Origin of the sequence: Oceanobacillus locisalsi (assembly GCF_042675985.1) — a bacterium.
Lineage (GTDB): Bacteria > Bacillota > Bacilli > Bacillales > Amphibacillaceae > Oceanobacillus > Oceanobacillus locisalsi.
This window is the reverse complement of sequence record NZ_JBHTKK010000006.1, coordinates 24,540-37,775: the sequence shown is the minus strand read 5'-3', so window position 1 is coordinate 37,775 and position 13,236 is coordinate 24,540. Positions and strand designations below refer to the sequence as shown.

Below are 13,236 nucleotides of genomic sequence, written 5' to 3'. Positions count from 1 at the left end.
CATGGAAACGGGTCTTTTTTATTAATCAACACGCAACTTTCACACCTAAGGATAAGCATATAAACCTTGCTGTTCCAGGGTGAACATGATCTCTATTATCATGCTTGCTTTTCGTTCAATCATCCTTCTATTTTTTGAACAGGATATAGTGTATAGCTTCCGCTCCGGCCAAGCCCTCCGCCGCAGCGATAAGCCTGACACTTCACCTTCTCTTCTTCAACTGTATGGAAAAGAAGTTACTTTTTAAAGTGCAAAAGTCAGGCTAATATAAATTTCTCTGATATGCTTAAAAAATGAAGTTATTTATTTATGTAAGAATGAAGCACAGTAACTAGCGTAGTCGAACGTCATCAGGTAAAATATTAATTCCAAGTTATCTACATAAAGTATTTTTTGCAAAAACAAGTAGTAAAGTGTAGCAAAAGAGGGAATAGGATTATAAGTACAAAATTCGGGAAAGGAGATGTGTTTATGGAGATAGCAATCATTACAGGAGCGTCCAAAGGATTGGGAGCATCAGTTGCAAAACTGTTTTTAGAGTCAGGAATTCATGTAGCGGGCATGTCCCGGACAGATAATAACAAATTATATGACTATGCAAAAGAAAATAATACACATTATGATTTCATTCCATGTGATTTATCAGACAAAGATTCCATACAAGCCGCATGTAAAAAACTTGATGACTTTGTATTTCAAGATACATTATCAAAACTGTATTTAATTAATAATGCCGGTTTAGTTGATCCGATTGACCGGGCCGAAAATATCGACATGGATAGTCTGATGAAGCAAATACAAGTAAATACAACTGCGCCTATGTTCTTAACAAATCATTTTTTAAGAAAAGCAACGGAAAATAATGTGCAGCTTCTGACAGCAATCGTAACTTCCGGAGCAGCTGAAAAGCCAAAGTACGGATGGAGCGTTTATTGTTCAACCAAAGCCAGTATGAACATGTACACGAAAACAGTTGCGATAGAACAGAAGGAAACAGGGCATAAGATTATTGCATTCAGCCCGGGCGTTATGGATACAGGAATGCAGGAAACCATTCGCTCCAGCTCGCAAGGTGCGTTTAAAGATGTAGAAAGTTTCCGAGCGCTAAAAGAAAATAATCAACTAAAAGATGCTGATATGATAGGCGGAGTGTTGATTGATATTCTAATGGATGACAACATTGAAAACGGGAAAATATATGATGTGAAAGAGTATCTTTAATCCTTATAAAAAGAAAGCAAAGGCTTTTTCTCAAAAAAATAGTCATTCGCCTTCCCAATCTGGATGAACGTGCATAAGTTAAAGTAGTTCAGATAGAGGAGGTTATACACATGGGTAAAGAATGTTGTGAGCATGATTGCAATAATCAAAGCTTCGGCTCAGCGGGCTTTGCGTTATTAGTTGTGTTATTTATTTTGTTAATTATTATTGGAACAGCATACTCAGGCAACCAGGGCTACAATGGTGGCTATTACTGTTAATAATGTTAGAAAACTTGGTTGTCACCAAACCTTTAGGTGACAACCTTAGTTACACTGATGCAGTAAGAAAGTTTATACTTTCTTAACTGCCAATAGAAGAAGCCTTCCCCGGCAAGGATTTGTTGCCGGGGAAGGCTTCTTCTATTTGTCACCTAGATGTTGCAGTGTTTCCAGTGTTACTTTTTTACGCAAATAATTTTGTGTAAAAATAGTTATGAGAAGTATAACAACAAGCAGGGTGAACAGCATCATATAGGCGCTGGTAATTGCCGTATTCCACAGAAGTATCGTTATAATTCCAAACAAAGCAACTTGGCCGAGAAAAATAAAAAACGGAATGAATCTTCCTTTAAATAATTCCTGTTCATCTGTCCAGTGAAGTTTCGGATTTTGAATATCAACGATAAAATTAATCATGACAGCTAACCAATTATATAACAAGGAAATAACAATCCAGCCAATGAAGATGGGAACAGGAAGTTGGATATAAATACCGACACCAACGATAAGAATAAAGGGCAGCAGTGCCACCAGATAGGCAATAAATAATTTTGCGTTAATTAATTGACGAAAAGGAATCGGTAAAAATAACATTAATTTTCGGCTTTCCCCTTCTCTCGAAATGGATGTAAAAGCTGTTGCATTCATGCTGAATATCAATACCGAGACCATAAATAAGATAAGCAAAAGGTTTTTCTCCGGTACAGCAGTAATGAGCGCAGTCAGTTCCTCTCCCATATCCAAAAACAGAATCACAGTCAGGAATACCGGGAAAAATAAGGATTGAATGACACACTGCATCAGAAAGGCAGGGGTGCGAAAAATGACTTTTACGTCCTTAAGCATATATGTGATGAGACTGGAACGCTGTTTTGTCAGTTTCTGTGCGGCTCTATCCGATAAACTGCCTTTGCTCCCGGAACTCATTCCGCGGACACCTTTCAAATAAAAACGCTGACCTGCCCAAACAAACAATAATACACTGATTATAAATAAAAGCAGCAGGGCAAGCAGAGACAAAAAACCGGACCAGCTGGCCGCAAAATGAAGACTGCCTGCACCGAAGTAAGCGGGCGGAAAAATCAGGGTAATTAATCGCATAAAGCCTTCCTGTTCTTGCATATAGGTCATTAATGTATCCATTAACGCGCTGCTATCCATATTTAACCGAATCACCACATTGATGAGAATAACAAACAGCAAAGAGGCGGTCCCCATAAAGATTTTAGAACGATCTTTATTTTTAGCAATATTGACATAACGCATAATAAACATAAGAATAACAGCAACGAGACTAAATGGAATAATAGGAAAAATGATAAATAAAATAAAACCATAAACATAAAATAAAAAAGGTGCATCGCTTAAACTTCCATACATAAATAGAAAGGGAAGCAACATAAATGCAGCAGCGAAATAATTATAAATTAACGGGTTTGCTGCCTTCCCGGCTAGTAATTGATAAGGATGAACCGGTAACGGGATATAAGCTGAAATATCATCGGAAAAATAAAAAGCAGATAAAATCATAACAAATGATAAAAACATTAAGACAATTGCAACAGAGAGAAGCACTAACCCGAGAAGCATACTTTCCTGGTTTATTTCAGCCAGAAAATTGTAGCTGTAGGTAAGCATGGAATGCAGCCCTTGCAGAACCAAAATAGCAAACGGAATTAAAAAAATAGCGAGAATAACGTACACCCATGCGTTACTCTGTTTTCCAGCAGAAGAATACTGCATTTTTAACATGATCTTGGTCAGTGTCCATGTATTACGCATCATTGGTCAACTCCAAAAATACATTTTCAAGGGACTGATCTGTATGGTATTCATCCTGCAGTTCCTCTATCGTACCGTAAAATAAAAGCCTGCCATGATTAATAATCGCTACTTCATCACAGAGCTGTTCTACGACTTCCAGCCCATGACTGGAAAAGAATACAGTTTTTCCTTTGTCGGCATGCTCCCGCATCATTTGTTTTAAAGCATAGGATGATTTTGGATCCAGACCGGTCAGCGGTTCATCTAAAATCCAGATATCCGGATCGTGCAGCAGTACAGATGTAATCATTATTTTTTGCCGCATGCCATGAGAGTAGCTCTGAATATAATTTCCCAGTGCATGATCAATCGCAAATTGTTTGGCATAATATGTTATTTTTTCTTGGCGCTCCTCTGCAGGGACTTGATATATATCTGCAATAAAATTTAAATATTCCATCCCTTTTAATCGCAGAAAGATATCTGAACGATCAGGTACAAAACCGAAATTTTGTTTTGCTTTTAACGGGTCCTTTTCAATATCAATGCCATTTAATGTAATGGTTCCATCATCAATTGGCAGAATACCGGTCATCATATTAATCGCAGTAGATTTGCCGGCACCGTTAGGTCCCAGAAAGCCAATGATTTTCCCGTCAGGTATAACCAGGGAAAGATCTTCAATAATTTTCTGATTGCCATCGAAACTTTTATTCACGTCAGAAATTTCTATCATCGTGTAACCTCCAACTCTATTTACTTGTCCAAATATATATTTTAGAGGATGTTCAAAAAGTCCAATAAAAATGACGCGGCGAGATTTCTGCGTTGACTAGCAAATTCCAATACTCACGTATTATAAAACATACGCTCCGTTTGGAATTTGCTAGTCGCCTTGAACTTCTTGGTCCTATTTATCGGACTTTTTGAACACACACTTTAAGGAAATATATGTTTATGATAACATGCGGTTTCTTTTTATCAATAAATTGCAGTTACTATTTTGCAGACAGAAGCTATTTTTTGCTTAATGTATAGCCGGACATTCTGGCATGATTTTCTATTTCCCTCCGTCAGAAAATTTGTGCTTAAGGGCAGGAAAAGGGTCTTTACTATCCGATTCAGAATGGTTGTGTTAAAATTTACAATGGAATATGGGTGTGAAACATTATATAAAATTGAATTGATTTCCTATATAGTATCGTGACTAAAGAATACAGAAAGGAAGAAAATTGATGATTACCAGAAAAAGTAAAAGAGAAGTACAACAAATGCAAGACGCCGCAGATTTGCTTGTTGCTACACATAAAGAAATTGCTAAAAGGGTTAAGCCGGGTGTAACAACGCTGGAACTGGATACATTTGTGGAGAAATTTTTGGAAGAGCATGGCGCTACGCCGGAGCAAAAAGGCTATAATGGTTATCCTTATGCTATCTGTGCTTCTTTAAACGATGAAATATGTCATGGCTTTCCGACAGACAGACCATTAGAAGAAGGAGATATCCTGACAGTCGATATGGTCGTTAACTTAGATGGAGGTCTAGCTGATTCTGCATGGACATATGCTGTGGGAAATGTAGATGAAAAAGGGCAGAAGCTGATTGACGTTACGAAGGAAGCATTGTATCGCGGAATTGCCCAGGCAAAACACGGTAACCGTCTTGGAGACATTGGTCATGCCATTCAGTCTTATGCAGAAGCAGAAGGTTTTTCCGTTGTGCGTGACTTTACTGGTCACGGAATCGGACCTACGATTCATGAAGAACCGCATGTTCCGCATTATGGGTTGCCTAATAAAGGAATCCGTTTGAAAGAAGGAATGGTCATTACAATCGAACCAATGATTAATGAAGGCGACTGGCGCAGTAAGATGGATGATAACGGCTGGACGGCCAGAACGATTGATAAAGGACGTTCTGCACAGTTTGAACACCAAATCGTTATCACGAAAGATGATGCGATCATTCTGACAGATCAAGATAAATAAGCAGCAAGAAGCCCTGATGAACGATATACGCATCAGGGCTTTTGTTTGTTATTTTTTAGCTGTTCTCGCGCCAAATAAAATAGTAATGATCGGGCTCAGCAGACAGAAAAACGCAAACGGCAGGTACGTCAGTACAGGAACACCTAAGACGTCTGCGATAAATACGCCGCATACACTCCAAGGAACAAGCGGATTAATCACTGTCCCTGCATCTTCTAACGTCCGGGATAAAGCTTTTTTTGTTAATCCTGCCCGTTCATAAATTTGCTGAAATGTTTCTCCGGTTAATAGAATAGAAAGGTATTGTTCGCCGATGAAAACATTGACTCCAATTGCCGTACAAGCGGTTGAAGCAATAATCGATCTGGTTCTTCTCAGTCTGGTTTGAAGTGCCTCCAGAATGACCGGAAGAATTCCCGTCACGAATAATAATCCGCCAAAGCTTAACGCAAGGAGTACAAGGGCAATTGTGAAAAACATGCCTTCCAGACCGCCCCTGGTAAGTAATTCATTTACAGGATCAAACTCGGAATTTCCAATATATCCGCCGAACCAAATCCCCGGAACAGCCGTTAACGGAAATTTATTAACAGCAATTGCAAAAATACTGGCAACGATACTGCTGATAGACAGAGATATGAAAGCGGAAAGTTTAAAAATCGTACAAATAATTAAAACGATTAATGGAATCCAGGAACTCCAATGCACTAGACCTGTAGCTTGTAATGCTTCCTGGTATTGTGCAATATTATTGCCTGCATGAGATTCGTTTGGCGATAAGATAGCAAAAGCAATAAAAGATATAATAAATGCAGGCACCGTTGTTAAACTGATATGTTTAATATGTTGAAACAGATCCACGCCTACGATGGTGGAAGCAAGGTTGGTTGTATCCGACAATGGCGACATTTTGTCCCCGAAAAATGCGCCGGAAACAATTGCGCCTGCTGTGATAGCTATCGAGGCATCCATGGCACCAGCCATACCTAATAAAGCTACGCCGACTGTGGCTGTTGTGGTCAGAGAACTTCCTAAAGAAATACCGATAATTCCTGTAAGGGCAAAGACAACTGCATAAAACCATGTCGTCGAAATAATAGATAGTCCGGTCATCATCAGAACAGGTATCGTTCCGCTGATCATCCAGCTGCTGATTAAAATACCAATAACAAAAAATAAAAAGACTGCCCCCATGGCAGACCCGGCACCTAAAGCCATTGCATGCTGCAGGGATGGATAACTGATCTTATGCCATAAACCATAGGCAATCAGAATAAAAATCCCGATGAGGATAGGGACATGCGGTGCAACATCCAGACCGATCATAAATAAGCTGATAATCACTACAATCATGAAAAGAAAAATGATTGAACCGGTTAATGATGGTTGGTGTTCTGCTTTGATTGAATTCATTTTTAATTCCTCCTGTTTGGTTGTTCCAATGCCATTATGATTTTCACATGAAGTACGCAGGATGGTTAGCATTTTTTTACCAATAAAAAAACTCCGCCCCTAAGAATAGGGACGAAGCACAGCTCCGCGTTACCACCCTGGTTGATGCACAGATGGGTGCATCCGCTTGATTGCAGTGACAAGTATTCTTGCAAAGCCTGTAATTCGAATCCATTATACACCAAGGTTTTCACCAGCCACCTCGTCTCTCATATCCTGTGATATAATGGTCTACTGCGGACTTTTCTTGTCTGACGATAAGATTGTTAATACTGACTATACAATTAATTTACTCGAATTGTCAATAAGAGATTTAAATAATAGGTATCTAACTATCCATTTTGGTTAGCACAGTATGTTTGTACTGTTTCTTTTCAAAAGCAGTTTAGTTTTCTCTTTTCGCAGATAAATTTACAAGAATTCCGGCACAAATCATCATCATGATAATGGAAGAGCCTCCATAGCTGATGAATGGCAAGGTTACGCCTGTTATTGGTAATAGTCCAGAGATCGCTCCTAGATTGATTACTGCCTGAATCATAATCAGAAAGGTCATTCCAATTGCTAATAATTGATAAAAGGAATTGGATAACTGTTTGGCGATGAAGATACCTCTGAACAGAATAATCATATAACAAGCAAAAACGATCAATAAACCTGCAGCTCCGAGCTCTTCTATTGTAATGGCCATAATAAAGTCGGTATGTGCTTCTGGAAGATATCCGAGCTTTTGAACACTGTTGCCTATTCCATTTCCCATGATTCCGCCGCTATTGATCGCAAGCAAAGAGTTAGCCAGCTGATAGCCGCCCTCTGAAAACTCCTCAAACGGATTCCTGAAAGAAGTTAAACGATTCAAACGATAGGCAGAACTGAAGGCGAAGTAAACAATACCTATAGCAGCAACACTTCCTAATAAAAGAAGATGCCGCATTTTCACACCGCTGCATGTAACAATAATGCCGCAAGCAGCTAAAATAATGCCGGCCGCTCCTAAATCAGGCTGTGATAAAATAAGTAAAAATACAATAAGCAATATGATGACTGGAGGCAGCACCCCCTGTACAAAATGGTTGATATATGCCTGTTTTTTTGCATAAATCGAGGCAAAGTAAATCACCATGGATATCTTTACCATTTCTGAAGGCTGAAATAAAAAACCTCCAATTGAAATCCAGCGCTGAGAGTAGTTGCGCTCTACTCCTATACTCGGCAGCAGGACAGCTATTAACAGAATGAATGAAAGCATAACTAGCGCCGGGCTCCATCTGGCATACAGCGCAGGATTTATTAATGCAGCCAGGATAAAGAAGACCATGCTGATCAAGAGCCATTGCAACTGTTTTACAAAAAAGTAATTTCCGCTATTATAATACATTTCTCCAATTGGAAAGCTTGCACTGTACACCATCATCAGTCCAAAAATGGATAAAATAAAAACCACAGCAATCAACAAAAAATCCATTTTTTTCACTTTTGCCCAAAGCATATTCTCATCCTCACTACATAAAAATCATGCCCGAACTGCTCTTTTTGAGAACAAATTATGTTTGCATACCATAATGGCATATTGCCGGCCAGGCTGATCATTATTGAAATATATTTAAAATACTTAAAAAGCAAGATTTTCGGTAATTCTTATTCAATATACTAGGGGTGTTGACATTTCGTCAAATAGCGCAGCGTTTTTCTCCCAACTTGTAATAAAAACGGAACATACAATAACGAAAACGAACCATTTCCTAAGAATATAGAAAATGGTTCGTTTTCATTTCTGCAGTTTAATTTTTGTTGATGTCATAAGGTTCAATGTGGATTAATGCATGGTTAATGCCATATTTTTGATAAAGGTAATCTTCAATATGTTCCGTGATGGCGTGGCTATCCGTTACATTTAAGGTGGGTTCCACTAAAATAGTGATATCTAAAAGCTCCTGATTTCCATGGATGCGCCCTTTAATATCGTTTACTTCCTGTACATTCTCAAAGGTGCGGATCTCTTCTTTCATTTCATCCAATTTTTCATGATCAAATCCATCCGTTAACGTTTCGGTGGAGTCTTTAAAAATATCCCAGGCTGTTTTACAAATGATAAATCCGACCAATATGGCTACAATCGGATCAAGCCAGAATAATCCAAATTGTGCTCCGATAATCCCGATAAACACGCCAATGCTGACAAAAGCGTCAGAACGGTTATCCATAGCAGCGGCATAAAGGGCACTGCTGCCGACTTTTTTGGATAGTTTCAAATTGTAGCTGAAGACACCAAGCATGATAAACGCAGCAAATATAGCTACCCAAGCTGTCAGCATACCAGGTTGCTCATAATCAGAAGTGTAAAGCGATTGACTGGCTGTAAATATGACTTGAAGGCCGATAAATACCATAACAAAAGCGGCGAATAAAGAAGCAATACTTTCTGCCCGATAATGGCCGTAACGATGAATAGAGTCAGCAGGCTTTCGGGCGATTTTTAATCCAACTAATACAGCAACGGAAGTAATAATATCGGTAAAGTTATTTAAACCGTCTGCACGCAGTCCTTCCGAATTTCCGACAGATGCAATAAAAAGCTTTATAACTGCCAGAAATATATAGGCAATGATACTTAGCCAGGCGCCCTTATCACCTGTTTTTACATTTTCATTATAATGATTCATAGCTATCCCACCATGTTTTCAATTTAAATTCGTTGGACAGGCCAACATTTTTGTACATTATTTGGCATTTTTTGAAACGTTGCATAACCTCATACAAATAGTCCTGCGATGATTTCAAGTTAGCTTTTATAGTCTAACAAATTACATACTGGTGGGTCTAGAGAAACATAAGAGACTGCAGGAAGAGTTATTGATAATTGTAAGCATCTTTTCCTTTAGGAAACATTCATTGCTTTGGCTGTACTTATCGACGTTTCTTTTTATAATATAAGAACGTCATCTAATATTTAACGCAACTTTCGCACTTTAAAAAGTAACTTCTTTTCCGTACAGCTGTTGATAGAGGAGAAGGAAAAGTGTAAGATGACCGCGGCGGACCGTTTTGCTTTCCGACGTACAACGGTTTTTGATGGGGCGAGTAACCGCAGTCCCAGGACGTACTAGTGCAGACGTTGCAACAACGGTTTTAATGGGGTGAGTAAGCGCAACCCCAGGACGTTGCGACTTTAGTCTGCCTAGGGGCACGCTCTTCAGCTAACTTTTGCCAAGAAGAGCGCTTGGCAAAAGGGCATCTTCAGAGGGTGCTGATCCCTCGTCCAGCTACAAGCGTCAAAAACTAGACAACTTCCCGAGAGCGCCCTACGATAAAGAAGACTTAGCGATTGGCAAGTCGGCAGGCGCAGACAGAGCTAAAGTCGCACTTATGCCCCGCGGGTGAAAGTCATCATCCGTTCGTAAACTCACGGTGATTCCTTTATCTCAGTTGCTTCGGTCCAGTTGTTACGTTTTTAAACGACACTTTCCGCTTTCCTTTCAGGAGTCAAAACGGTCCGCCTCCGCTAGTGGGATGTTCTATGCATGAAACAGCTGAACAAATAAAAATAGATCAGACAGAACAAACTTTTTCGTGGTGCTTGGTAGCTGAAGCTGTCCCCATGGAAATCGGAAGGCTTGGCCGGAGCGGAAGCTATACACCATGCCCTGCTCTAAAAATAGAAGGACGCTCTAACGAAAAACAAGCATGAGAATAGAAATCATGTTTATTCTTAGGTGTGAAAGTTGAGTATTTAAAAATACTTTATAGTTGAAATTTATAGAAAGTTTGTGCATAATGGATAAAAGCCTTTAAGGGGGAATCATCCATGAAACAAGAAAAAGTCGTTTATCGCTTTTTTCAATATGTAGGTGAACCGTTGACTGCCCGAAAGGAATTAGCATTTGAAGACAAGCTGATTGCACAATTCGTTTTAGACGAACTTGTGTTTAACTGGAACAAATCGCACTTGGAAGACAAAATCAATCAAGCCATTGACGCAAATAATCATTCAGACTTTAAACAATATAGTGAAGCTTATAAACAATATGTATGGGAAGATTAATATAAAAGGCACAGGCCGCATAGATTAGTGTGTCTGTGCCTTTTATTTTTTAAAATTAAATTTTGTTAAATTATGAAAATAGATAGGATTAACAAAATAAATCCATTATAATGCAGGTAAAGGGGGGGGGATATAGTGGAAGCAAAATCGAAAAAGAAAATACAGCGCAGTTGGATGATGTATGATTTTGGGAACTCTGCTTTTGCAACGACGATCATGGCTGCTGTCCTTCCAGTCTATTACTCATCGGTTGCTGCATCTGGTTTGGAAGGGAACATCGCGACAAGTTACTGGGGTTATTCTCAATCTATTTCTGTACTTATTGTAGCAATTTTGGCTCCAATTCTGGGGGCAATCAGTGATTTTTCGGCAGCGAAGAAAAAATTTCTCCGGTTTTTTGCATTTATGGGTATTATTGCGAGTGTTTTAATGATTTTTATCAGTGAAGGAGATTATCTGCTTGCTTCCATCTTATTTATTATCGGATCCATCGGATTTTCCGGCGGGAATATATTTTATGATGGATTTTTACCTGAAATTGCAGATGAGGAAGAGATCGATAAAGTGTCCTCGGGCGGGTTTGCATATGGATATATCGGCGGCGGTGTTTTATTGGCTATTAATGTGATGATGATATTAAATCCATCTTGGTTTGGCATTGCCGGTACGGAATGGGCAAGCCGCATTTCACTGGCATCGGTGGGTATCTGGTGGCTTATTTTTACCATTCCGCTGCTGAAAAATATCAAAGAAGAGAAAAAAGAGAACCCGGAACGCACCAAATCGTATATTTCTATTGGCTTTTCCAGAGTCGGCAACACTTTCCGGGAAATAAAGCGGTTTAAGCAACTATTGATTTTTCTGCTGGCTTTTTGGCTTTATAATGACGGTATATCAACGATTATACGAATGGCAACCGTATATGGAAGTGAAATAGGCATTGGCCAAAATGATTTGATTGTTGCTTTATTAATTACCCAATTTGTCGGTATTCCGTTTACATTCTTTTTTGGCTGGCTGGCAACAAAAATAACTGCAAAGAAAGCGTTATTTATCACATTATATATTTATTTAGGCATTGTTATTATCGGTTATTTTATGAGCACCGCTCTCCATTTTTATATATTAGCCATTATTGTAGGGATGGTTCAGGGAGGAGCACAATCATTGAGCCGGTCCATTTTCGGACGGATGATTCCAACTGGCAAGCACGCGGAATTTTTCGGTTTCTACGGTATTTCTTCCAAGTTCGCAGCTGTTATCGGTCCGTTTATATTTGCGCTGGTTGGCCAGTTGACGGGGAATAGCCGTTTAGGAATACTTTCCTTGATTTTCTTTTTTATCGCCGGAATTGCTCTCCTGAAATGGGTAGATGTTGATAAAGGGATAGAAGAAGCGAAACGTGCTTCGCATAAAAAAGAAGAAGTTGACGTACGTCCGCAATAACAAAAAGCACATGCTGCCAGTGATGAGACTTGAGCATGTGCTTTTTCTATCATACAATCGGAACACTGAAACGGTTGCTGTCCTGATTTGCCAAAGGCGTTCCTGTATCATATGAAATATTGCCGATTCGGCGGGAGAGCTGTTCATATACAGAAGTTCCGCCTTCCTTCCAATAATCCGCAACAAGCGGCAATAAACTGACTGCATCATGGAAGGCGTCCTCGTATAATTCGGCAAAACTTTCTTGACGCACCTCTCCTGTAGCTGCATGCATCCAAGGTTTTTTTGCTTCATTCAGATAATCGATCGATGTATTGACAGGCTGATGAGAATAAGAGCTGATAAACGGTTTTAAGATTTTATTTTTCCACCCGTCCGGATCAGCAAACAGTTTTTGGGCAGTAATCATATCCTGATAAGCGGTTTGGATGTCTTGCATTTGAAAAGACAAAGCAGGATAAAATTTGCGGATACTGTCATCCAGCAAGTACAAAATGGATGCGGGTAAAGGATTACCGACATTTATCTCTGCATATGCTGGATGTTTCCAAAGCTCCATTTTACGAGTGCGGAATGCCCAAATAGTATCAATGATGGTTTCCAATTTTTGATGTTTGCTGCCTTGATAACCCGCCCGGTAATGGATATAAGGGTGTGTATGACGGTCTAATAAATGATGCGTGATAAAGCCCATAACATAAACCTTTGTTTCATCGGATTGTTTACCAGCGCTTTCAATCAGGTGCATCAGAAAAGGACCGCATTGTTTTGTGTGGAGGGCATTGCCGATATCCTTCCCAGTATTATTCGACAGCCAAGGCCAAAATCGGTAATAAAAGAAAGGATCAGGCCCCTGTGCTCCCAAAAACAGCGTATATCGATAATCGGAATGATGCGACTCGCAGGACAGCGCATTACAAACATCTTCTGCGAAAAAAATATGTGTCCAAATATTCGGCATAATGCATTCCTCCTTTCTTTCAAATTGAAATACGCAAAAAATGAAGATAATTTTCGGAAAAGTAATTATTGCTGTATTATATCATGAAAAAGAAATCGAAAT

12 protein-coding genes are annotated in these 13,236 nt (G+C 39.3%); 6 read left to right on the top strand and 6 right to left on the bottom strand.

Annotated features, from left to right (window positions below):
• The first annotated feature begins 471 nt into the window (after positions 1–471).
• Both ACFQ19_RS07015 and ACFQ19_RS07010 read left to right on the top strand, forming a co-directional pair.
• Complete coding sequence (locus ACFQ19_RS07015; protein ID WP_379591365.1) at positions 472–1,221, top strand: (S)-benzoin forming benzil reductase; 750 nt, start codon at positions 472–474, stop codon at positions 1,219–1,221.
• A gap of 110 nt (positions 1,222–1,331) precedes the next feature.
• The gene (locus tag ACFQ19_RS07010) at positions 1,332–1,481 is read left to right on the top strand and encodes a YjcZ family sporulation protein (RefSeq protein WP_379591364.1); all 150 of its coding nucleotides are present in this window, start codon (positions 1,332–1,334) and stop codon (positions 1,479–1,481) included.
• A 141-nt stretch (positions 1,482–1,622) separates the two neighbouring features.
• On the opposite strand, the gene ACFQ19_RS07005 is transcribed toward ACFQ19_RS07010, so the two are convergent.
• Both ACFQ19_RS07005 and ACFQ19_RS07000 read right to left on the bottom strand, forming a co-directional pair.
• Positions 1,623–3,266 carry a putative ABC transporter permease subunit gene (locus tag ACFQ19_RS07005; RefSeq protein WP_379591363.1) on the bottom strand — a complete coding sequence of 548 codons (1,644 nt, stop codon included), beginning with the start codon at positions 3,264–3,266 and terminating at the stop codon, positions 1,623–1,625.
• Positions 3,256–3,981, bottom strand: a complete 726-nt coding sequence (locus tag ACFQ19_RS07000; RefSeq protein ID WP_379591362.1) for an ABC transporter ATP-binding protein — start codon at positions 3,979–3,981, stop codon at positions 3,256–3,258. Before ACFQ19_RS07000 ends, ACFQ19_RS07005 begins: the two co-directional genes overlap by 11 nt.
• A 499-nt stretch (positions 3,982–4,480) precedes the next feature.
• On the opposite strand from ACFQ19_RS07000, the gene map reads away from it, so the two are divergent.
• Positions 4,481–5,233: a type I methionyl aminopeptidase gene (gene map / locus ACFQ19_RS06995; RefSeq protein ID WP_379591361.1), complete on the top strand. Its 753-nt coding sequence runs from the start codon at positions 4,481–4,483 to the stop codon at positions 5,231–5,233.
• Positions 5,234–5,281: 48 nt separating this feature from the next.
• On the opposite strand, the gene nhaC is transcribed toward map, so the two are convergent.
• The 3 genes from nhaC to ACFQ19_RS06980 all read right to left on the bottom strand — a co-directional run bounded on the left by nhaC (position 5,282) and on the right by ACFQ19_RS06980 (position 9,348).
• On the bottom strand, positions 5,282–6,646 hold the full coding sequence (nhaC, locus tag ACFQ19_RS06990) for a Na+/H+ antiporter NhaC (protein WP_379591360.1): 1,365 nt from the start codon (positions 6,644–6,646) through the stop codon (positions 5,282–5,284).
• A gap of 424 nt (positions 6,647–7,070) precedes the next feature.
• Positions 7,071–8,174 carry a putative lipid II flippase FtsW gene (gene ftsW / locus ACFQ19_RS06985; protein WP_379591359.1) on the bottom strand — a complete coding sequence of 368 codons (1,104 nt, stop codon included), beginning with the start codon at positions 8,172–8,174 and terminating at the stop codon, positions 7,071–7,073.
• 292 nt (positions 8,175–8,466) lie between these two features.
• A complete protein-coding gene (locus ACFQ19_RS06980) occupies positions 8,467–9,348 on the bottom strand; it encodes a cation diffusion facilitator family transporter (RefSeq protein ID WP_379591358.1) in 882 nt (293 codons plus the stop codon).
• 854 nt (positions 9,349–10,202) lie between these two features.
• On the opposite strand from ACFQ19_RS06980, the gene ACFQ19_RS06975 reads away from it, so the two are divergent.
• The 3 genes from ACFQ19_RS06975 to ACFQ19_RS06965 all read left to right on the top strand — a co-directional run bounded on the left by ACFQ19_RS06975 (position 10,203) and on the right by ACFQ19_RS06965 (position 12,173).
• Positions 10,203–10,373 (top strand): hypothetical protein, encoded by a 171-nt coding sequence (locus ACFQ19_RS06975; protein ID WP_379591357.1) that lies wholly within the window; start codon positions 10,203–10,205, stop codon positions 10,371–10,373.
• Positions 10,374–10,490: 117 nt separating this feature from the next.
• Positions 10,491–10,727, top strand: coding sequence for an IDEAL domain-containing protein (locus tag ACFQ19_RS06970; protein ID WP_379591356.1), 237 nt, complete (start codon positions 10,491–10,493; stop codon positions 10,725–10,727).
• A 135-nt stretch (positions 10,728–10,862) separates the two neighbouring features.
• On the top strand, positions 10,863–12,173 hold the full coding sequence (locus tag ACFQ19_RS06965; RefSeq protein WP_379591355.1) for an MFS transporter: 1,311 nt from the start codon (positions 10,863–10,865) through the stop codon (positions 12,171–12,173).
• A 49-nt stretch (positions 12,174–12,222) separates the two neighbouring features.
• On the opposite strand, the gene ACFQ19_RS06960 is transcribed toward ACFQ19_RS06965, so the two are convergent.
• Positions 12,223–13,134 (bottom strand): zinc dependent phospholipase C family protein, encoded by a 912-nt coding sequence (locus tag ACFQ19_RS06960; RefSeq protein ID WP_379591354.1) that lies wholly within the window; start codon positions 13,132–13,134, stop codon positions 12,223–12,225.
• Between the last annotated feature and the right edge of the window lie 102 nt (positions 13,135–13,236).